This is a genomic window from Microcoleus sp. T3_B1, assembly GCF_036700445.1.
Taxonomy (GTDB): domain Bacteria; phylum Cyanobacteriota; class Cyanobacteriia; order Cyanobacteriales; family Microcoleaceae; genus Microcoleus.
Genome location: NZ_JAUBOX010000009.1, coordinates 12,930 through 33,961, shown reverse-complemented (window position 1 = coordinate 33,961; position 21,032 = coordinate 12,930). Strand labels below are relative to the sequence as shown.

Annotated in this window: 24 protein-coding genes; 11 read left to right on the top strand and 13 right to left on the bottom strand. The window is 45.8% G+C overall.

Features of this window, described 5'->3' with window-relative positions; translation table 11 throughout:
* Positions 1 to 127 precede the first annotated feature (127 nt).
* Complete coding sequence (locus tag QT990_RS07585; RefSeq protein WP_333465088.1) at positions 128 to 625, bottom strand: pentapeptide repeat-containing protein; 498 nt, start codon at positions 623 to 625, stop codon at positions 128 to 130.
* Positions 626 to 734: 109 nt separating this feature from the next.
* On the opposite strand from QT990_RS07585, the gene QT990_RS07580 reads away from it, so the two are divergent.
* Positions 735 to 1,103 (top strand): phage holin family protein, encoded by a 369-nt coding sequence (locus tag QT990_RS07580; protein ID WP_333143272.1) that lies wholly within the window; start codon positions 735 to 737, stop codon positions 1,101 to 1,103.
* 4 nt (positions 1,104 to 1,107) lie between these two features.
* Here the strand turns inward: QT990_RS07580 and QT990_RS07575 are convergent, their stop codons facing one another.
* On the bottom strand, positions 1,108 to 2,049 hold the full coding sequence (locus QT990_RS07575) for a cobalamin biosynthesis protein (RefSeq protein ID WP_333465087.1): 942 nt from the start codon (positions 2,047 to 2,049) through the stop codon (positions 1,108 to 1,110).
* A gap of 120 nt (positions 2,050 to 2,169) precedes the next feature.
* Here QT990_RS07575 and QT990_RS07570 point away from each other — a divergent pair, with 120 nt between their 5' ends.
* Positions 2,170 to 2,532 carry a hypothetical protein gene (locus QT990_RS07570; RefSeq protein ID WP_333143274.1) on the top strand — a complete coding sequence of 121 codons (363 nt, stop codon included), beginning with the start codon at positions 2,170 to 2,172 and terminating at the stop codon, positions 2,530 to 2,532.
* A 117-nt stretch (positions 2,533 to 2,649) separates the two neighbouring features.
* On the opposite strand, the gene QT990_RS07565 is transcribed toward QT990_RS07570, so the two are convergent.
* The gene (locus tag QT990_RS07565) at positions 2,650 to 2,826 is read right to left on the bottom strand and encodes a hypothetical protein (protein WP_445305436.1); all 177 of its coding nucleotides are present in this window, start codon (positions 2,824 to 2,826) and stop codon (positions 2,650 to 2,652) included.
* A 75-nt stretch (positions 2,827 to 2,901) separates the two neighbouring features.
* On the opposite strand from QT990_RS07565, the gene QT990_RS07560 reads away from it, so the two are divergent.
* Complete coding sequence (locus QT990_RS07560) at positions 2,902 to 3,264, top strand: hypothetical protein (protein ID WP_333143275.1); 363 nt, start codon at positions 2,902 to 2,904, stop codon at positions 3,262 to 3,264.
* 8 nt (positions 3,265 to 3,272) lie between these two features.
* Here the strand turns inward: QT990_RS07560 and QT990_RS07555 are convergent, their stop codons facing one another.
* Positions 3,273 to 3,794, bottom strand: coding sequence for a GNAT family N-acetyltransferase (locus QT990_RS07555; protein WP_333305069.1), 522 nt, complete (start codon positions 3,792 to 3,794; stop codon positions 3,273 to 3,275).
* A 24-nt stretch (positions 3,795 to 3,818) separates the two neighbouring features.
* Positions 3,819 to 4,436, bottom strand: a complete 618-nt coding sequence (locus QT990_RS07550) for a TetR/AcrR family transcriptional regulator (RefSeq protein ID WP_333083393.1) — start codon at positions 4,434 to 4,436, stop codon at positions 3,819 to 3,821.
* Positions 4,437 to 4,748: 312 nt separating this feature from the next.
* Here QT990_RS07550 and QT990_RS07545 point away from each other — a divergent pair, with 312 nt between their 5' ends.
* Together QT990_RS07545 and QT990_RS07540 are read left to right on the top strand one after the other, a co-directional pair.
* Positions 4,749 to 6,344: a pitrilysin family protein gene (locus tag QT990_RS07545; protein ID WP_333143277.1), complete on the top strand. Its 1,596-nt coding sequence runs from the start codon at positions 4,749 to 4,751 to the stop codon at positions 6,342 to 6,344.
* Positions 6,345 to 6,736: 392 nt separating this feature from the next.
* Complete coding sequence (locus QT990_RS07540) at positions 6,737 to 8,218, top strand: pitrilysin family protein (protein WP_333143278.1); 1,482 nt, start codon at positions 6,737 to 6,739, stop codon at positions 8,216 to 8,218.
* Positions 8,219 to 8,411: 193 nt separating this feature from the next.
* Here the strand turns inward: QT990_RS07540 and QT990_RS07535 are convergent, their stop codons facing one another.
* Complete coding sequence (locus tag QT990_RS07535; RefSeq protein WP_333143279.1) at positions 8,412 to 8,792, bottom strand: hypothetical protein; 381 nt, start codon at positions 8,790 to 8,792, stop codon at positions 8,412 to 8,414.
* A gap of 22 nt (positions 8,793 to 8,814) precedes the next feature.
* The gene (locus tag QT990_RS07530) at positions 8,815 to 9,285 is read right to left on the bottom strand and encodes a hypothetical protein (protein ID WP_333143280.1); all 471 of its coding nucleotides are present in this window, start codon (positions 9,283 to 9,285) and stop codon (positions 8,815 to 8,817) included.
* Positions 9,286 to 9,553: 268 nt separating this feature from the next.
* Here QT990_RS07530 and QT990_RS07525 point away from each other — a divergent pair, with 268 nt between their 5' ends.
* Positions 9,554 to 10,843, top strand: coding sequence for a S41 family peptidase (locus QT990_RS07525; RefSeq protein ID WP_333143281.1), 1,290 nt, complete (start codon positions 9,554 to 9,556; stop codon positions 10,841 to 10,843).
* A gap of 113 nt (positions 10,844 to 10,956) precedes the next feature.
* Here the strand turns inward: QT990_RS07525 and asnS are convergent, their stop codons facing one another.
* Complete coding sequence (gene asnS, locus QT990_RS07520) at positions 10,957 to 12,348, bottom strand: asparagine--tRNA ligase (RefSeq protein WP_333143282.1); 1,392 nt, start codon at positions 12,346 to 12,348, stop codon at positions 10,957 to 10,959.
* A gap of 119 nt (positions 12,349 to 12,467) precedes the next feature.
* Positions 12,468 to 12,833 (bottom strand): DUF2203 domain-containing protein, encoded by a 366-nt coding sequence (locus tag QT990_RS07515; RefSeq protein ID WP_333143283.1) that lies wholly within the window; start codon positions 12,831 to 12,833, stop codon positions 12,468 to 12,470.
* Positions 12,834 to 12,951: 118 nt separating this feature from the next.
* On the opposite strand from QT990_RS07515, the gene QT990_RS07510 reads away from it, so the two are divergent.
* Positions 12,952 to 13,227 (top strand): DUF6439 family protein, encoded by a 276-nt coding sequence (locus QT990_RS07510; RefSeq protein ID WP_333143284.1) that lies wholly within the window; start codon positions 12,952 to 12,954, stop codon positions 13,225 to 13,227.
* 246 nt (positions 13,228 to 13,473) lie between these two features.
* On the opposite strand, the gene QT990_RS07505 is transcribed toward QT990_RS07510, so the two are convergent.
* Both QT990_RS07505 and QT990_RS07500 read right to left on the bottom strand, forming a co-directional pair.
* Entirely contained in the window at positions 13,474 to 13,962 is a 489-nt protein-coding gene (locus tag QT990_RS07505) for an anti-sigma regulatory factor (RefSeq protein WP_333143285.1), read from the bottom strand.
* 293 nt (positions 13,963 to 14,255) lie between these two features.
* Complete coding sequence (locus tag QT990_RS07500) at positions 14,256 to 14,486, bottom strand: hypothetical protein (protein ID WP_333300384.1); 231 nt, start codon at positions 14,484 to 14,486, stop codon at positions 14,256 to 14,258.
* Between the two features lie 172 nt (positions 14,487 to 14,658).
* Between QT990_RS07500 and QT990_RS07495 the strand changes: the two genes are divergently transcribed.
* The 4 genes from QT990_RS07495 to QT990_RS07480 all read left to right on the top strand — a co-directional run bounded on the left by QT990_RS07495 (position 14,659) and on the right by QT990_RS07480 (position 18,783).
* Complete coding sequence (locus QT990_RS07495; protein ID WP_333143287.1) at positions 14,659 to 15,552, top strand: alpha/beta fold hydrolase; 894 nt, start codon at positions 14,659 to 14,661, stop codon at positions 15,550 to 15,552.
* A 143-nt stretch (positions 15,553 to 15,695) separates the two neighbouring features.
* Entirely contained in the window at positions 15,696 to 16,682 is a 987-nt protein-coding gene (locus QT990_RS07490) for an aldo/keto reductase (protein ID WP_333143288.1), read from the top strand.
* A 162-nt stretch (positions 16,683 to 16,844) separates the two neighbouring features.
* A complete protein-coding gene (locus tag QT990_RS07485) occupies positions 16,845 to 18,242 on the top strand; it encodes an AAA family ATPase (RefSeq protein ID WP_333143289.1) in 1,398 nt (465 codons plus the stop codon).
* A gap of 10 nt (positions 18,243 to 18,252) precedes the next feature.
* Positions 18,253 to 18,783 carry a hypothetical protein gene (locus QT990_RS07480; RefSeq protein WP_333305065.1) on the top strand — a complete coding sequence of 177 codons (531 nt, stop codon included), beginning with the start codon at positions 18,253 to 18,255 and terminating at the stop codon, positions 18,781 to 18,783.
* 172 nt (positions 18,784 to 18,955) lie between these two features.
* Here the strand turns inward: QT990_RS07480 and QT990_RS07475 are convergent, their stop codons facing one another.
* Both QT990_RS07475 and QT990_RS07470 read right to left on the bottom strand, forming a co-directional pair.
* Positions 18,956 to 19,096, bottom strand: coding sequence for a hypothetical protein (locus QT990_RS07475; protein WP_190736053.1), 141 nt, complete (start codon positions 19,094 to 19,096; stop codon positions 18,956 to 18,958).
* Between the two features lie 108 nt (positions 19,097 to 19,204).
* A complete protein-coding gene (locus QT990_RS07470) occupies positions 19,205 to 20,896 on the bottom strand; it encodes a transglutaminase domain-containing protein (protein ID WP_333143914.1) in 1,692 nt (563 codons plus the stop codon).
* Between the last annotated feature and the right edge of the window lie 136 nt (positions 20,897 to 21,032).

Here is a 21,032-nt window from a genome sequence, read left to right as displayed (position 1 = left end):
CAATCATCATTTACATTATAGGGTTTCCTAGGGGCGGGTTCCACCAACCATAATCGCCCCAAACAAACAATCTCAAAAACCCGCCCCCACCCAACAAACAATCATCAGTAATTGACCGGAGATGATATCAGCGGCAGCCCAAAGAATCGCGAGTAGAAATCCCAGTTTGAGAATTAATCCCGGTTGCCTTTGTGCACAATTCTTTAACTTGTGATCCGTCCATAATTGCATCAGTAAAGTCAGCGCCGGTGATATCAGCTTCCTCAAAAGTAGAACGCAGCAAAATTGTTTCTGCTAATATTGCATCGCTTAAATCGGCCTTAGTAAATTTAACTTGATCAATCATTGCATTAGTTAAATTTGCTCCGTGCAAATTCGCCTCAGTCATCACCGAAGCGCTCATAATTGCTCCCCGCAAATCGGCATTAGAAAAATTAGTCAAGTCCATATTAGCGTTAGAAAACTCAGCAGCCCGCAGCATTTGACCGGAAAAATCACGTCTTGTCAGTTCGGCGTTGCTAAAGGACAGCGGAGGAGCGTAATATTTAGATTGAGCCTGGGCTGGCTGTGGCAGGATGAAGATAGTTAGCGCCAAGAGGAATGCTGCTAGTTGCCGGAGTTTCATAAGTCTGATATTCTCGCAAGGTGGGTATTTCGTAGTGTATCCCGAACTTTGGTCGATCGACTAAACAGTTAAAATCTGAATTAATAGTGATGGAGATGGAAAAAAAGATATGCTAAGTTTTTTCTTAACTTGGATAGTAGCCGCAGTTTCGCTGATCATTACCGCTAACATTGTACCAGGTATGGCGGTGGTTAGCTTTCCGGCGGCGATGCTGGCTGCTGTTGTTATCGGATTGGTGAATGCGGTTGTCAAACCGATTATTACATTGCTGACGCTGCCTTTGAGCATTATTACTTTAGGTTTGTTTTTATTCGTTGTGAATGCAATTTCGCTTTCCCTGGCTTCGTGGTTGGCGAGTGCGTTCAGTATCGGCTTTGCGGTTAACGGTTTTTGGCCGGCTTTGGTGGGTTCCATTGTGTTGTCATTCGTTTCTGGGTTGATTGGTCGATTTGTGAATGCCAATACTTTGTCTCAGTAGTACATTATCCCAGATATTCGATCGGGCAAACTGCAACCGCTACTGTTACAGCAGAACCCGCCCTAACCCCTCCTTGTGAAAGGGGGGGATTTTTGCTGCGAAATATTTGTTTAGGGACTAAAAGCCTTTGCTGGGCGGGCAAGATGCCCACCCCACAAGCCGATTCACTCTTTGTGGAACAGGCATCTTGCCTGTTGTTGAGAATTGTGGAACAGGCATCTTGCCTGTTGTTGAGAATGGTATGGGCAGGCAAGATGCCCACCCCACAAGCCGCTTCACTCTTTGTGGAACAGGCATCTTGCCTGTTGTTGAGAATTGTGGAACAGGCATCTTGCCTGTTCTTGAGAATGGTACAAGATATTAGTTCGATCGCACAAAGTGCCGCGGCTTCTGCTACGCTGGGCGTGCCGACTTGTTTGACTACAATATTTGAAGGATTGGGGACTTCTACGGAACTTAAAATGTCAGCAGCAAAAGTTTTTAACGGCCAGTTTCGCGCTTGACAAAGTTCCAGCAAGCCGACTTCACCTGCTTTAGTGTCTATTGTAGCAATACCTGCGATCGCACTTTCCGCTAAATGATAACCGCGACATACATTTTGAATTGCTGTTTCGATTAATTCTCGCCCTGTTCCGCGTTCACAACCTATCCCTATCCACAACACTCTCGGATGCCACTGAACTTTTGGCAAAACAGATTCCGGCGAAAATCTTCTCTGCGTGAAACTAATCCAAATTCGGGCTTTGATAGTTGATATATTTTCCCCATCCCAATACAAAGAATGTTTTTCTGGCAGACTGTTTTGCCACAAAGTAGAACCAACTTCTTGAATTACTTCGACAGTTTCCCCTCTAGCCATAGCCGCCGCCACTCCTGTCCAGTCACCTTCGCCGCGCCGCCAGCCACTGGGAATGTCTAGCATATCTAAAGTAAATTTATCGCTCATTATTCAGTTATCTATTCTGTAGTTTCACTGATCCCGCAATCTTAAAAAAAACTTAACACTCTGTTTAGTGAAAATTTTGGTAAAATTGTAGCACAAACTACAAAAAACCCAACATTTAAGATGGTAGAACTAAATCAGTTAGTGTTAGAGCTTGAAAGCAACCTCAAATCGGAAGGAGTGAAAAAAGAATGGCAAGAGCGCCGGTCAAGTTGGGTTAGCGGTGTGGCAGCATCAGTTAACCTGACATATCTAGCAGAATTGCTAGTTGAATGGGAATCAAACTTGCAGGGAGAATCGGTTGATATTCAGTGGCAAGAGCGTCGCAACCTTTGGGTAGAAGAATGTCTGGGAGCATCGATTGTTCAAGAAGTATCAAGTTTATTGCTGGAACTTGAAACCAATATAAATTCGGAAGCTATGGCTGATGAATGGCAGCAGAATCGGGAGAAATGGGTACAGCAATTGCACAAGTTTAACGAGTAGTTTCGAGGAGTCAGAGCCTGTAGATATGCGTTTTCAGGCTCGATAATTTCCTAATGACTAATAACTAATTCTTCATCTTTCTGCCAAACCCCATTCAGAAAAATATCTGCGAGTCCTTCAGCCATTTCCTGCATTTGCTACCGAAAAGCATTCGGCTTCCATAATCGTATTTTGACTGAAGGGCGCGACTGCAAACATTCCCAAAAATACCTGAGCGACAATCTTCGGATTCATCTTTGGATAAACTTGTTTTTCCATCGCCGTTTCCAAAAAAGCCTCAGCAAAATTGCTCATTATAAAAAACCAACAGTCTCAATCAATAAAATTTGTACCATTATAGCACAAACTGCAAACAAGACAAAATTTAATATGGTAGAACTAAACCAATTACTGTTAGAGTTTCAAGCCCACCTAAACTGGGACGCAGTGAGGGAAGAATGGAAAGAACGTCGCGACTGTTGGATGAGCGAGGTGTCAGCAGCAAGTGACGAAAAACACCTAGCAAAATTGCTAGTTGAATTAGAATCAAATTATCAGCGAGAAGCGGTACAAAGTCTCTGGAAAATGATCCGTGAAAGTTGGGTAGAAGAATGTCATATAGCATCGACGCTGGAAGAAGTATCAAGTCTATTGCTGGAACTTGAAAGCAATACAACTTGGGAAGTAGTGACGGATGAATGGCAGAATAATCGGGAGAAGTGGGTACAGCAAATGTACCAATTTATAGAGTAATAATTCACTTACTCAAAATCCACTTTCATGGTGAATGATGTCCCTCCTGTGCGGTTGATTGTCTCGCTTCCCTCAATTACTTTAAATCCCGATCGCTCGTACAAACTCAGGGCCCGATTCGAGCTTCTGACACTCAGGGATACCGATCGATAAGAGACTTTGGCTGCTGACAGCAAACGATCCAGCAACTGCGTTCCTACACCCTGATTTGTATATTCTGGAAGAACGGCGATCGCCAATTCCGGGATAGTATGGTCAACCCACCCAAACCCCTTGTCATCCCCTGTAAACAAACGCACCCAGGCGGCTCCTACTGGCTGGTTCCCGTTCAATTCGATTGCTGCGAAGCCCAAATCGTTGGCACGTCCCCAATTTTTGACATATTTCGCAATTAAAGGATGATTCACAACCGCTTGCACCGTTGATTCGCCTTCTTCTGCCATGTGCGCCGCTTCATACAGCATTTGCCACAGAAAAGGCTCGTCTTCCTGCGTTAGCGGCCGAATAGAATAGCGCAAAATTTGGCCCATAACAACTTTTCCCTGTTGCCCTAATTATTCATCTTTCAGCAAAACCCCATTCAGAAAAATATCAGCGAGTCCTTCAGCCATTTCCTGCATTTCCTGCGGAGAAGCATTCGGCTCCATAATCGTATTTTGACTGAAACCCGCGACTGCAAACATTCCCAAAAAAACCTGAGCGACAATCTTCGGATTCATCTTCCGATAAACTCCTTTTTCCATCGCTGTTTCAAAAAAAGCCTCAGCAACATCGCTCATTTTTCCGATGACTTCCAACTGAATTCTGTCGCGCAAATCCGGGTGAAATTGCGCCTCCAAAAAACACACCCGCATCATGTCGCTATTCTCGCGGATATTCAGCATCCGCCGCCGCATCACCTGAGCCACTGCTTTGTAACTGCCCATCTCGCTTAATTCAGTCAGCAAATCCGTCAGCAACTCCACCCATCCTTCCGTCGCCACCTCAATCAAAATCGCTTTTTTATTATCAAAATGCCGAAATAGCGTACCCTCGGCCACCCCCGCCGCCGCTGCTAAATCGCGAGTTGTCGTGCCGTCGTATCCGCTGCGGGCAAACAACCGCTGAGCGGCTTGTAAAATCCGCTTCTTGGTTTCTGTTTCAGAAGGAGGAGACTGATTAAAAATTCGCATGGCTTTGCAATGGGTAATTGGCTACTTGGAACTACGGGAGCTGGACTGAGGGACTAATTGATGTTAAGTTTTAAAAAGAATCTCTGGCATTGAGGGCAAACATTTTTTTGTTTGACAATCCAAAATCCAAAATCTAAAATCTAAAATCGAATGACCCTTTTTGAGATTTGCTGTATCAGCCTAACATCTGCGGCGCAACAGATCGCTTATGCCTCCAAAAATCTTTATCCTGAGAAAAGAATCTCTGGCCACCGAGCACAAACATTTTTTTGTTTGACAATCCAAAATCTAAAATCTAAAATCTAAAATCGAATGACCCCGCAGTTCCAAAAACCCCGTGAAGCGAAGCTATCCCGTAGGGAATCGCCCGATCGCCAAACTCGATTCATTGCCTCCCTGCTAGCCGCTGTACTGCTGTGGTGGGGAATTTCGCCGGAAATCGCCCTCGCCCGCCCCAACCCCGCTAGCGGCTCGCAAGCAGTCTCTGTTCAACCGTCGCTCGATCGAGTAATCAGCCAAGTCAGCGAATTTAAGCTCGACAACGGCATGAAATTCATCGTACTCGAAAGGCCCAGAGCGCCCGTAGCATCGTTTCTGATTCACGCCGATGTCGGGGGCGCCAACGAACCCGACGGCCAAACCGGAGTCGCTCACTATCTCGAACATTTAGCCTTCAAAGGCACGCCAAAAATCGGCACTACCGACTACCAAGCCGAAAAGCCGCTGCTAGAAAAACAAGACCAACTCTTCGAGCAAATGCAAGCAGCCAAGGCCAGCGGCAAAACTGAAGAAGTCGCCCAATTAAAAGCAGAATTTGACAAATTTGAAGCCGAAGCTTCGCAATTTGTCAAGCGCAATGAACTCGGCAAAATAGTGGAACAAGCAGGCGGAGTCGGACTAAATGCCGCCACTTCTACCGACGCCACAATGTATTTTTACAGCCTTCCAGCTAACAAGTTAGAAATGTGGATGTCGCTGGAATCCGAGCGATTTCTAGAACCAGTATTTCGGGAATTTTACAAAGAAAAACAGGTAATTTTAGAAGAGCGCAGGCTGCGAACCGAGAATTCTCCGATCGGACAAATGGTTGAAGTTTTTGCCAACAAAGCTTTCTCTGCTCATCCCTACCGCCGCCCCGTAATTGGCTACACTGAAGACATTAAAAACCTCACCCGCAGCGACGTGCAGAAGTTTTTCGACACTCACTACGTCCCCAGCAAGCTGACTGTTGCGGTGGTAGGAGACGTGAAAGCTTCGGAGGTGAAGCGACTAGCTCAAATTTATTTCGGCCGTTACAAGGCGAAACCAGCCCCTCCAGAATTGCAACTTGTCGAACCTCCCCAAACGCAAACTAAGGAAGTCACGCTGCAATTAAAAACTCAACCTTGGTATTTGGAAGGATACCACAAACCGGCGATGAATCATCCCGACAATGCAATTTATGAAATGATTGGTTCTTTGCTCAGCGATGGCCGCACTTCTCGGCTCTATAAATCTTTGGTAGAACAACAGCAATTGGCGCTGGCTGCTCAAGGTTTCAGCGGTTATCCGGGGGAAAAGTATCCGAATTTGATGTTATTTTACGCTCAAACTGCTCCAGGCCGCACGGTTGATGAAGTAGCCTCCGCTTTGAGCAAGGAAATTGAGCGCCTGAAAACAGAGCCGGTTTCTGCTTTGGAATTGGAGCGGGTGAAAACTCAGGCGAGAGCCGATTTGTTGCGATCGCTCAATTCTAATATGGGCATGGCATTTGCGCTGGTAGACTATCAAGTAAACACCGGTTCGTGGCGAAATTTGTTCAAGGAATTGGAGGCGATCGCGGCTGTTACTCCCGCTGACATTCAGCGTGTCGCTCAGGCCACTTTCCGCCCGGAAAACCGCACGATTGGTAAGCTTTTGCCGCTTTAAGAAGAAGGAAGGCACGACACGGATTTTGACACGGATACACGGATGAATTGTCGAGCGTGAGGCATTCATCAGAAAGAAGAAAAACTCGTTCCTAGGCTAGGCCCATTCCTGAAAACTTAAGACAGAAACCCCTAATAAATGTCGCTTTTAGTCGAGTCTAGATCCCCCTCGCATCCCCCTTAATAAGGGGGGACGAAAGAGAACACTCTTGTCCCCCCCTTCGTAGGGGCGGTGCCCCCGTGCCCGCCCTAGGTTAGGGGGGATCTAGACTTCGCGACAAACAAGAGAGACGGTAGGTTTAACGTTAAGTTGTCACGCCTTGGGCAGAGCCGGGGAACGCAGATCCAGAGGCTCTGCCTCGAATTGTCAACTTAGGAAACATTGGAGAAAGAATGAAAAGGACTAAATTGAGACTGAAAAAAGTAAAGTTATTTCTGCTATCCCTTTGCTTTTTTACTGTTTCACTGGGAACGTTTAATTTGTTACCTTCCTTCGCGGCTGCACCCAAACACTACGACGAATTAACATTCCCGGCGGTGCCAGAAATTAAACTGCCTAAATACACTCGCTTCGAGCTGAAAAATGGCATCCGCGTGTATCTTATGGAAGACCGGGAACTCCCGCTAGTTGGGGGAACGGCGCTATTTCGCACGGGCGAGCGCTTTGAACCTGCCGATAAAATTGGACTGGGAGGTTTGACGGGAGAAGTGATGCGAACTGGTGGCACGAGCCGGCATACGGCTGATGAATTAAATCAGTTGCTAGAACAGCGAGCAGCTTCGGTAGAAACGGGGATTGATGTTAGTTCGGGCAGCGCTAATTTTAGTGCTTTAGCTGAAGATTTGGAACCCGTGTTTGACTTATTTGCAGAAGTGATTCGGGAACCAATATTTGCTAAGGAAAAGTTGGATTTAGCGAAGAACCAAACTCAAGGTGCGATCGCCCGCCGCAATGACGATCCTGACGATATTACCGGTCGCGAGTTTCAAAAGTTAATTTACGGCGATCGCAGTCCTTACGCGCGCACTGTAGAATACAAAACCCTCGCCAATATTTCCCGCGACGATTTGGTGAGTTTCTACCAGAAATATTTCCATCCCAAGAATATGATTTTGGGTATTTCTGGCGACTTTGATACAGCTAAAATGCGATCGCTCGTCGAGCAAAAATTCGGCAACTGGCAACCGACTCAAAGTGCACAAGTGCCTGCACTACCAACGGTATCGCCAGCAAATGGGGGCGGCATATTTTTGGTAAATCAGCCGCAATTAAGTCAAAGTTACGTGCAAATGGGACATTTGGGCGGAATGCTCAGCAGTCCAGATTACGGTGCTTTGGACGTGATGAACGGGGTTTTGAACGGTTTCGGTGGTCGTTTGTTTAATAATGTGCGATCGCGCCAAGGTTTAGCTTATTCAGTATACGCAGCTTGGAGTCCGAAATTTGACTATCCGGGGGTGTTTGTCGCAGGAGGCCAAACGCGATCGGATGCCACAGTACCGTTTATCCAGGCAATTCGGGCAGAGATCGATCGTATCCGCACCGAACCAATTACCCCGGAAGAATTAGCTTTTGCTAAAGATTCCACCCTGAATTCTTTCATCTTCAAATTTGAAAATCCCAGTCAAACTTTGTCGCGATTAATGCGCTACGAATACTACGGTTATCCCGAAGATTTCATTTTTCGCTACCGCCGCAGCATCGAAGCAGCAACAGTTGCCGACGTGCAGCGCGTAGCCAAGACTTACTTGAAACCGGAGAATCTGGTAACATTAGTAGTGGGAAATACGGCAGCAATTCAACCGCCGTTATCGAGTTTGGGAACTTCGGTAAAAGTGCAATCTGTTGATATCACAATTCCCCCAGCGACTTAATTTATTTACTCGTTCCCAGGCAGAGCGAAAGTATTTTGTAGGGTGCGTCGCTGCGGAAACTTCGCTGGAATTTGTAAGTTTTTGAGCGACGCACCTAACTATTGTGTGGTGCGTCGCTGCGAGATTGTCGGTCTTGTTTGTAAATTTTCGATGGCGACGCAGCCTACGGCTAACTAACGAACATCGCGACATTTCAAGCCAGCCGATCGGGATCGACACCCAACTCCCGCAACTTTGCCGCCAATACCTCCGCCCGCTGGCGTTCCTGTTGGGCCCGCAGCCGTTCCTGTTGGGCCTGTTCCGAACTCCACAGCAGCAAATTTCCAGCCTCATCCCACCAGCGCAGCCAATTCATAGTTTGCCCCAGCCGTTCCCCCGACCAAATCCCTAGCCACAAATCCAACTCTGGAATCCGCACCCGTCCCTCAGCATCAGCGGTTTGGGCTGCATAACCACCATTTTGCAGATACCGCACTTCCAGTTTGGGCTCGTAGGGGTCGTAGGTAACATAGGTGGGCACTTGCAAAATCTGCTCGTAGAAGTAGAGCTTGCCATAGGGAGGAGTCGATCGCACCGACAGTTCGCCGTAATCTTCATTAGACCTCTTGCAAAAATAGCTGGGACGGGCTCTCCGGCCCGTCCCACAAAAAGTTTTTTCTCTTGTGGGATGGGCCGGAGAGCCCGTCCGAAAATTTGATCGAAAGGACTTTTGCAAGAAGTCTATTAGACAAAAACTCCATCACCACCGATACCGGCGCACCCTCCAGATTCGGCGTGTAACTGCGGCGAATGGTGTCCTCTGCGACTCGATGCACTTGCGGCGCGTAAAACCAATCCGGTGCTTTGACTACAATCTGCTTATTTACAGTCGCTACCAGTCCAAAATTGGAACCGATTAGGGCGATCGGCCCAATGCGTCCCGCGGCTCCCAGAGCATCGGTGAGAGCGGCAGCAAGGGGCGGTTGTTGAATATTGTCCAGGGGATCGTCCGGTAATACAAAGTCGGCTGGTAGGGCTTCCCAGGTGACAGTTGGTGCTTTGGAACTCGATGGGATTTGAAGAACCATTAGCTCATACCATTTGAGATTTGAGATTTTAGATTGGAAAACACCGATCGGGTGTCGCCCATTTAATTTGTACCTCACTTCATTCATAAAACCGTTATGGTAAGGTGCGTCGCCCGGAACAATCCGCAAGTTTCATTTCTGATCTGACAGCGACGCACCCTACAGATCACTAAGAAATAAAGGAAGTATTTCACCCAAATTTGGTATAAATTCGTAGTGAAAACTTGCGATACAGCTCTCATTATTCTCTCTTAATCAGGTGTTCAGTATGCGTTTAAGTCCTATCTCTTCCCGGTTTTTGAAACTGTTGACGATCGCACTCCTCACAAATCAATTCACCCAGCTAGGTGCGATCGCAAATCCATCGACCCCCGAATCAGTTAATTCTCCCACCATTATCACGGATCAGGACAGCCCAAAGGCCTTAGTGGACGAAGTTTGGCAGATAATCTCGCGTCAATACATTGATGCGAGATTCAATCAGCAGGACTGGAATGCGATTCGTCAACGCTATGTGAATCGGTCCTATGGTTCCTATGAAGAGGCATATCAAGCAATTCGAGAGATGTTGAAGCTACTGGGCGATCCATTCACCGCTTTCTACGATCCAGTCGCATACGAAAGTTTGCAGAGTACCACTGCTAATATTACCCAAACCGGACTTGAAATTATAAATGACCGGGATACTCAAGCAGTTACGATTATCCAGCCTACTGAAAATTCCCCGGCACATAAAGCCGGAATCTTGCCACATGATATCATCACTACAATTGATGGTAAACCAGTCGAAAGGAAGGCTTTTTATGAAGTCCTGACACTGCTACAAGGAAACCTGGGAACCTATGTTACTCTAGGCATTCTTCGTAATGGTCAGCCCCTCACTTTTAGAATTCAACGTGCCAATACAAAAAATATTCCTGTACGGTATCGTGTTGAGGAAACTGCGTTTGGTCGGGTTGGTTATATTCGGCTAAATCACTTCAGTGCTCAGGTTACGGAGGATATGAAGGCGGCGATCGAAGCTTTGGAGAAACAGAATGTAAAAGGCTACGTGTTCGACCTTCGCTCTAATCCAGGTGGCTTGTTGAGAGCAAGCATTGACATCGCTCGGATGTGGCTCGATCGAGGCATCATTTTTAGTATGATTGAACGCGATGGAATACAAGACCAGAACCAGGCCAATCATAGCGCACTCACCCAGAAACCTTTAGTCATCCTAATCAATGATAATTCTGCTAGTGCCAGCGAAATCGTGGCGGCAGCCTTGCAGGAAAATAAACGAGCAAGCTTGGTCGGAACAAGAACCAAAGGTTATAATTCTATTCAGTCTGTACGGGGACTGCAGAATGGCTCAGGTTTAGCAGTCACGGTCGCAAAATGGTTAACGCCCACAGGACGAGATATTAACCGAACTGGACTCAATCCTGATGTAGTCGTAGAACTGACTGATAGGCAACAGCAAGACCTGTTTCGCGATCGTAAAATTGGGACTACCGCCGATCCTCAATTCGTGAAGGCGTTACAAATCTTAAATCAGAAGTTGCGACCTTCCAGGTAATCGATTCAGGACTTACGCACGAGCCGTCAAAACCCGGTTTCTATGTCAATATTTCTCGCAGATGTGCAGGATTTTTCTCAGAAACCGGGTTTTTTGCGTAAGTCCTGAATTAACTAAAAATCAATACTCAAAGGCGCTCTCGGAAACGGAATTACATCCCGAATATTCCCCATTCCCGTCATAAACTGCACCAACCGTTCAAATCCCAAACCAAACCCAGCGTGAGGCACAGTCCCGTAGCGGCGCAAATCCAAATACCACCACAATTCCTCCTTATTCATACCCTGGGCTTCCATACGCCGCTCCAACACATCCAGCCTTTCTTCCCGCTGCGAACCGCCGATAATTTCCCCAATATTAGGAGCCAAAACATCCATTGCTCGCACGGTTTTCTCGTCCTCATTTAAACGCATATAAAATGCTTTAATCCCGACGGGATAATCGCTGACAATTGTCGGCTTTTTAAACAAGTCCTCAGCCAAATAACGCTCGTGTTCCGACTGCAAATCCAAGCCCCAACTTACCGGGAAATCAAACTTTTTGTCAGCTTTTTCCAAAAGTGCGATCGCCTCGGTATAAGTAATCCGCTCGAACTGATTATTAATGATATTTTCAGCAGTAGCCAAAACCGTTTTGTCAATGCGCTCATTGAAAAACTCCATATCTTCCGGGCAACGATCCAAAACGTATTTAAAAATGTACTTTAAAAACGCCTCAGCCAAATCCATATCTCCCTGCAAATCGCAGAAAGCCATCTCCGGTTCAATCATCCAAAACTCCGCCAAATGCCGCGAAGTATTAGAATTTTCCGCTCGGAAAGTCGGGCCAAAAGTGTAAACATTGCCGAAAGCCATCGCCATAACTTCCGCTTCCAACTGGCCGCTAACTGTTAAATAGGCGCGCTTTCCAAAAAAGTCTTTAGCATAATCAACCTCTTGCGAATCAGTGCGCGGCACATTCTTTAAATCAAAGTTGGTAACGGCGAACATTTCCCCCGCACCTTCGCAGTCGCTAGCAGCAATAATCGGAGTATGAACCCACAAAAAACCGCGTTCTTGAAAAAATTGGTGTACCGCCGCCGAACAAGCATTGCGGACTCGAAAAACAGCACCGTGGGTGTTTGTGCGCGGCCGCAAATGCGCGATTGTCCGCAAGAATTCAAAGGAATGGCGCTTTTTTTGCAGCGGATAAGTTTGCGGGTCTGCATCGCCGTAAACTTCTACTTGTGAGGCTTTCAACTCAATTCGCTGTCCTTTTGCCGGAGATGCTACCAGCACTCCCGACACTTCTAGAGATGCACCTGTATTCAGTTGTTTCAGTACATTTTCAAAATCTGGCAAATCGGAATTTATGACTACTTGCAAGTTAGCCATCGCCGAACCATCGTTGACTTCGACAAAGGCAAATTCTTTCAATTCGCGCTTAGTGCGAACCCAGCCTTGAACAGTTACAGTTTCGTCGGGTTCACCTGCGCGCAAAATCGCTGCTATTCGTTGATTTGTCATAATATCCACTCCTGTTTATTTAATATTTTGCACCATATTTCTCTCTTTTCTCTTCCTCTGCGCCCTCTGCGCCCTCTGCGGTAAATAAAAAAATCAAAAATTCTAACTCCCAACATCCTTCAACCTGCATAGGATTTCAAAATCCAACCGATCAAAATGCCAAGCCCCCCAAAGCGAACTGCTTGCCAAAAAGGTTGTTTTATGCTTCCCCAAGAAAACAGGCTGCTTTCTAAATTCAACTCGATAGTTTCCAATTCTTGCTCAATTTCCCGCAATTCTTTTTTGAGTTCCGGCAATGGATTTCGGCGCCCCGACTGGCGGATTTCTTCGCGGCGATGGCCGAGTTCTACTTGGCGCTGTCGATCGACCTGAATTTGAGTGTACCGTTCTTTGACTCCTGCGAGCGATCGCTCAACTGCTGCGAGCGCTTGAACAAACTCACTTTCTTGCTCTTCGGGATTTAACTCTGACGGCTGTTGAGGCATTTCGATCTGCAAACCTGACAATAATAATAAAAAAAACCGATTTCCAATTAAGTTGTTATTATATGCAGTATATTTTTTAAATTCAGAAACGGCAGCCAAATCCGTATAATTGCCAATTATGCTTGAAACTACACAAACAACCCAAACTGTCAACCTCAACGAGCTGAGCACGGTAGAACTCGCCCAAGCTCTCGCCGCGCGCCTCGCCATCGCCGAAAAAGATTGGCACCGCCTCAAAGCCAACCGTTCCGCGCGGGCCTGCGAGCAAGCGGCAGCCGCTTTGGTCTTTTTGCTCAAAAAACAGCCCGAAGAAGCTCTCCCGCGCTTAAACCAAGCAGCAGGATGGCTGGATCGATCGATATCGGCTCCTCCCTGTCCCACCCACGGCAAATAATTTTGAGTTTTGATTCTTGAGTTTTGACTTGAGTAGTCGCTCAAAATTTAGACAATCGCGCCGCTAGATCGAGCAGCGCGATTGTGAGTTCAAAAGATTTATACTTTTTTAACTCAAAACTCACATTTTGCATTATGATCAGCTATCAATAGCCAGATACTCCAATTTCTCACTGCAAGCTTCAGCCCGAGAACGAAAAAATTTCCCGGTCTAGCGGAGGTGAAAACTGCTGCTTTCATAGCGGTGCTAGCGCAAGCGAGGCAGTCGGTAGGGACTGGCAAGTTCTTTGCACAGCCGTAACTCTGTACCTTCAGAATTCCACTCTACCCGATCGAATATTTGGTAAAGAATAAACAACCCCCTACCACATTCCTGTTCCACATGGGGTAGTCCAGAGTTATCTGCAACATCCTCTGCGAGGAGACTGTCGCAATCATCGGTATAAAGGTTGCAACTGCAAGGAGCCTTAAAGCCAGAACCTTCATCCGATATCACCCACCAATATTGGTTTTGGACGATCGAAAAACGGACTCCAACAGTTTTAGCGGGATCTAATTTGTTTCCATGCTTAGCAGCATTTACCAAAGCTTCTTGAAGCCCCAACCGCAATTCTGCTTGCCAGAAATCTGGCACCTCTGCTAGGAGCAGATCCAAAATAGGACAAAGGTATAGAGTAGAAGCGAAGCTAATCGTAATCCAATTGCGTCCGACGGGACGAGGTGAAATAGCAATCACTCAGAAAACTCCCTAACTTTCAGGTGGATAAAGTTCACACCCTGCATAGTTGGCTCCCTAGTATTCAAAATGCTAATTAATTGAGCGGCGCAGCTCTACTTCTATCTTAGAGTATCAAAGCAATTAAGAACAGCAAACCACGTCACAAAATATTCTGCGATTCTGAGAAACTTCTGCAGAGAACCATCAGTAATTCTACTTATAACTTCTTCCAGTAGCGAAATTTTTGAGGTCGGCTTTTGCCAACTAGCAACCAAACGGCTCGCTGCATCCTCCAAGCCATTAACAGCTACCTAACAAACGATCCCCACGTTGAAAAGCTCGGAAATAACTATAAAAAAGTCGATCCCTTCACCCTCGCCCATCAGGTTCGACCCTAGCAGCCGCTGCTTTGCGCCATCGCCCAGAACTTGATGTTGCAGCCAAACAGCCAAATCATCATACCTAGGTGTGTTGCAGCCCAAACCCGATTTATTTTCCCAAATGCGATCGGGCAACATATCTCCCATTGCTGCGCCCCTCACAAAATCAATATTCGTTACAAAACTTATTAAGCCTGAGTGCCGGCGAGCGCGAGAGCCCAACTCGCCCACATTGACCTATCCTTTGCTGGCGAAACTCCGGGGCGTTGTTCCAACTAGATAAATCTGAATGTCGCGATACAATAGTTATAGTAAATAATTATTTCTTTACATTATGCAAGCAACCCCAGCCATAACCGCAGCCCCCATAGCCGGCACTTACTGGCAGTGGCGGGGGCATTCAGTATACTACGTTCGATCCAGCGATCGGCATCCAGAACGCCCTCCCCTGCTGTTAATTCACGGTTTTGGAGCCTCCACAGACCACTGGCGCAAAAATATCAGCGGCCTGAGCAAAGACTTTGAAGTGTGGGCGATCGACCTGATCGGATTCGGGCGATCGGCAAAACCAGAATTGCAGTACAGCGGCGACCTCTGGCGCGACCAACTCCACGATTTTATCACCAACATCATCGGCCGGCCCGCCGTACTAGCCGGCAACTCCCTCGGAGGCTACGCCGCCTTGTGTGTAGCAGCCGGGCGCCCCGAATCAGCAGCGGGACTCATATTAATCAACAGCGCCGGCCCCTTCAGCGAACCGCAGCCCGCACCCGAAGCCCCGCCCTTGCAAAAAGCCATATCTGCCGTAGCTAAAACCTTATTTCAGCAAGATTGGGCAAGTTTTCTGCTGTTCCAGTACGTGCGCCAGCGATCGACAATTCGGAAAACCCTAGAAAAAGTTTATCTCGACCAAAGCGCCGTCACAGACCAATTAGTAGAAGAAATTTACCTTCCCTCCTGCGATCCCGGTGCCCCCAAAGTATTCGCTTCCGTATTCCGAACACCCCAAGGCGAAAAAATTGACGTATTACTTAGTCAATTAACCTGCCCATTGCTAATGCTGTGGGGAGAAGGCGATCCGTGGATGAATTCCACAGAAAGAAGCGCTAAATTTCGCAAACACTATCCGCAGTTAACAGAACACTTTATCAAAGCTGGTCACTGTCCCCACGACGAAGTACCAGAACAGATAAACGAACTGATTCGCGCATGGATAATTGACCAATAGTCGATCGGCACATAGATAATTTTCCCCCGGTCATCTCCTCCCTCGGAGAGGGGGAAAATTATCCGATTTGCCGTAAAAATTTATGTATTGTGCCAACACAAACGCGGTTAATTTCTCTCACATATTCTGAGGAGACGGAAACAATGACCCGCAAAAAGACTCGCCGCAATTTTATATTGAGCAGTATAGCTGTTGCCAGCGGCATTGCAGGTGCTAAGGCGATCGAACAGCAGGATGGGGAAATCGCAGCCGCACCCAATAACCAGGCGGTCGCCACAGTAAAAATGCCAGAACGACTGTTAGGCAACACCGGCGTGAAAGTGCCGATTTTCGGTTTGGGGGGGGCCGGACAAACACCGCTGTCGCAGCCGGGAAGAGAAGCAGAAGCAGCGGCGCAAATTGAACGCGCGATCGAACTAGGCATTCGCTATTTTGACACGGCAGCCGACTACGGGCCCAGCGAAGAAAACTTAGGCAAAGTTTTGCCACCATATCGATCGCGCCTATTCTTAGCCACAAAAACCGCCGCCAGAGACAGAGACGGGGCGTGGAGAGACTTAGAGCGATCGCTCAAAAGATTGAAAACCGATCGGCTAGACTTGTGGCAACTCCACCACGTCTCATTCCAAACAGAATTAGACAAAATTTTCAGTGCCAAAGGAGCAATAAAGGCGATCGAAGAAGCCAAACAGCAAAAAATAATTCGTTTTTCCGGCATCACCGGACACCACGAACCAGCCATCATTGCCGCAGGCTTGGATCGCTATCCTTTCGACACAACATTAATCTCCCTCAACGCCGCCGAAAAACATCATCCGCGCTCCTTTGTTACCAGCGCTTTACCAGTGGCCAAAGCCAAAAACATCGGCGTCATAGCCATGAAAATACCAGCTTACGGCAAATTATTTCAGAACGGTGTTTTAGATGGAATGCACCAAGCAATGGGCTACACGCTTTCACTTCCCGGCGTGCACTGCTGCGTCATCGCCGCCGAGTCAGTAAAGCAATTAGAAGAAAACTTCAAAGTCGCCCAAGCATTCAAACCCCTGAACACAACAGAAATGGCAGCACTTGAAAAACGCACCGCCGCCGCTTGGGAAGAAAATACATTTTTCCGACAGTGGACTTAGAGCTGATGTTGGGAAATGCGGCGCTCGTCGCCGCTCTACTTGCTGTTAATATTGAACAAGAATCACCAATCCTGGCATAATGGGTTTAGGAATGAAAAATCTATACAACTAACGGTTTCAGGTTCCTCTCTATCTGATAGTTTATCAACAGGAAATTTTTTAATGAAATTAGAAATTAGAAACTTAGGTGTTGTTGAAAAAGCAGAAATTGATTTAAAGCCTTTAACTGTTTTTATTGGTCGTAATGGTGAAGGGAAAACATGGGCTGCATACACTTTATCAGCGATCCTCGGACAGCAGGGATACGGAAATTACTTAAAAGCTTATCTTGACGGTAAAACCCAACAGACATATCCAATCATAGATAGCGCACTTCAGCAACTTTTTGATGAAGGTAATGCACAAATTGATATGATTAAATTTGCTAATGACTGTGCGGAAATTTATATTAATGATGTGGCTCGTTTGGCTCGAAACTGGATGCCCTCTTTTATGGCTACAGAACGAGCAGATTTTGATAACTTGCAAGTAGATTTAAATTTAGCAGAAACAAAAGCAGAGTTGTTGAAAAGGATAAAATCAGCTTCTGTCGAGAGTGAAATTTCTTTAGGTTTACTTAATGCCCTGAAAGAATCAGACGAAGGAATATTGTATTTTTATTCAAACGGGAAAATTTTGAATAAGCTGCCTAAAAAAGCGATTAAGCAATTCGTAATTCAGGAAATTTTTCAGATGCTCCACAAAGCATTTTATGCTTATATACATATATTCCCTACTGAAAGGACTACTTTTATAACTTTTCCATTTAGCTCTTTTCAACTTCGAGAAGTTAGAAGCGAAGAACTTTTAAAAGAAACAGATAAATCCGAATTTGAACGCAGAAAAACGCCTTTGGTTGAACCAGTAAAGCGTTTGTTGGAGATGATTATATGGAGTTCTAGAAAAAAAGACAGAGAAGAGGAAATAAAAAAGAATCCTTTGGTAGAGGAATATGTGAAGTTAGCTGATTTTTTAGAAAAAGAGATTTTACAAGGAAAGGTCGGTTTTGAAACATCATCAGAATTGCGAAAAGAACTACTTTTTCAACCTAAAGAAAGTACCAAGTTGGAGATGCCTATTGTTTCTTCAATGGTAAAAGAATTAGCTCCATTAGTTCTCTGTTTACGCTATTTAGTTGAACCAAATGAGTTACTGATAATTGATGAGCCAGAAATGAATTTACATCCAGCGGCTCAAGTAGAGATAGCTGAATTTTTGGCAATGTTAGTCAATGCTGGATTGCACGTCTTAATTACAACCCACAGTCCCTACATTGTTGACCATCTTGCTAATCTCATGCAAGCAGCTAAGCATGAAGATCCAGATAGCATTAAAGAAATGTTTTATTTAGAGCGAACAGATGCTTTTATTTCTCAAGAAAAAGTTTCAGTCTATTTGTTTGAGGATGGAACAGCCAAAAACATTATCAGTGAAGAAGGTACAATAAATTGGGAAACTTTTGGTCAAGTGTCGGATGATGTTTCTCGCATTTATGCTAATTTACTGAAAATTCAAGATTGAGAGACAGTTAATGCCTTTTGAAAATTTGCTTTTATCCTCCTGTTTACTTCCAGGTCAAACTTATTTTAAGGAACATAAAGCTTCAGTAAAAGTAGAACCCCTAGAAGGCGAAACAATACTTTTTTTTAACATAGATGACCAATCAAATCCTGGTTGTAAGCTGCGTCAATTTTTATGGGGCACAGAAAAAGGTCAAAAAATGTGCGACCTGATGGTGTTTTACGCTAAAGACAGCAAGCGTGTTATCTGTTTTGTAGAATTAAAAGATAATATCGGTGATTTAGGTCAGGCCACAAAGCAAGTAATTAATACATACGATACTTTCAAGGTACATCTGCAAAAAAGTTATACGCCGAAAGCATTTATCTATGCGTGGGCCGGTTCTTTACCCTACGAACATGAGGAATATCAGAGAGAGTTATTAAAGGCGTTTGGGAAAAATAATTTTGATTTTAATAACAGAAGTAATGATGCTTTAGGTGATTTGTTGCGGGGAAACCCACCTAAAACAGGTGGAGGGAAGCGGAAAAATAAAAAGTAGAAAAAATCTGTCAATTAAGGCTATTCAATAAGATTTTTTTGAAGCGCCACACCTATGTTCTCTCTTTAGTTGCACCTCTGCGGTGAAAATACGTCAAATCAAAAAACAAGGCGACCCAACCAGGTTGCCTTGTTTTTTATCATAAAAGATGCAATTTGTCAACAGCAAAGAGCTACTTTTTTTTCCGTTTAGCCTTATCTAACCGCCTACGATCGCGCCACTCAACAGAAGTCAAATAAGCGACCCCGCCAGTCACCGTCACCAGCAGTACAAAGGCCACTAAAACGAGAAAATTAGCAATCGAAAATTCCACAACCCCTCTTCCTCTGATTTTACATTTTCTACTTTCGATTTTAGATGAAAAATGTTAACAATTAACAGTTAAATGTTGACGGCTAACTGTTAACTGTTAAGACTCCCTTCAAACTGCTGGCAACTCTTCCAAAATGGTAAACCTCACATGATTAATTGCCAGACTCCCCACGGAAACATCCTCCTTGTTTAAAGGAAGACCGCCGCTGGTGAGACCTTGAAACCGGATTCCTTTGCCAATTTCTACGTGATACCAAGCCAAACCCATAAAAAATCGCAACGGATAAGGGCCTCTGTCTTGAATATCATCAGGATTAGATTCCATCGGCACCCAGCCAAAACCTGGAATGTAAAATTCCAGCCAAACGTGATTGAAATCCGGCTCCAGCGACACACCTTTTCTGTCACCAAAAGCCGGACACTTGTAGCGGCCGATCGTGCGGCAAGCAATCCCGTTTAACCTAGCCAAAGCTAACAAAAGTCCCACGTATTCGCCGCAGGAACCGATACCACGGCGCAGCACAATATCGGGAGTGTCAATGTGAGGTCTAATTCCGTAAGAAAGTTGATCGTAAACAAAATTACGAATGCTCAGCAATTGCCTGAGAATGTTAGTTTCCGAACCAATAGCCGCCGCAGCCGCCGATCGCACAATCTCCGTATCCATCGCCAAATTGTCATTATCCACCAAATACTTAGCTGCAAACTCCGGCGACAGCTTCGGACTCTTTTCGACATCCCGAGGCGATAACTGATACTTAATCGATCGAACTTCTAACAAAGCCTTCCAGCCAAAAATTCGGCGTTCCCCAGGGTGCAGCCGATCGAACTTAAACACCGCCACCCGTTCCCCTTCCTGAATTTCCTCAGTAAAAGGCATTCCAATCGGCGTAATTTTCCTGACCTTTTGTCGGTGAGTTTGCGAAGGCAAAGCAATCCGCCACTCCAAATTTTCGATTTCTACCTCATCGAGAGGAGACAGTTCCTCCACATAAGACATTTCCATCAAAAAACCGTTTGACAAAGCGTAGCGCTCGGCTTCATTGTAGTGAAAAGACAAAGGCTGAATAAAAGTGCGATCGCGCTTCGTCAACTGAAAAGGATCTTCCGAATTCGGGTCATCCCGGATGTAAAGTTCATCCCCGGCATAAGCCACGTACAGAACCTCCTCCCCAGTTTCGGAATCCTTGTGAAAAGCCAAACCCGAAGGCGACTCAAAGGGAGTCAAAACGCTAAATTTAATCTCCCCAGTTCCCCGTTCCAAACAGTAAACAGTTTGCTCAGTCTTGTCACAAACCCAAATTTCCTCATCCCGGACAGTGATATTTTCTACCCCAATACCGGGAGCATAAAACCGAGTAATTTCTCGACCAGTTTTTAGGTCAAAAACCAGAATCGAGGCTAATCTCTGGCAAGTCACATAAAGCGTAGATTTCCAAACAGCAATCCCGTCAGCAGGATAAGAAAGCGAAACAAAATGTTCCGGTTGGAGTTCAGTTATCGCCCCGTCCCGAATTGCGCCCCGACAGCAACAAATATCCTCATCCCGCGCAAACCAGAGAGTATCTTCCGAAATAGCTAGCCCAGTTGCGCCCGCAAACTTAGCCGTTTGATAAGGATTCAAAACAGTAGTGTTGTCAGTTTCTCGATCGATCTCCAATAGCAGCCCTTCGGCGCGATCGACAGCGAACAACCTATTTCCTAAAAAAGCAATGCCGTGCAGTGCCAAGACTCCGATGGGTCTGACCATCCGCAGCCCCGAAGGCTGTTTGTCCGAGAGAACAGGTGAATCGAGATTCATGCTAAATTTCTTGCCGGTATTGTACACAAAAACTGATTTGTAACTTGTAGCCGATCGCTTGAGGTTCACCAGCAAAATTGCCGAGTTTCCTGATATCCATGATTGACGCATCAACCGGGTGTTGTTAGGAAAAGAC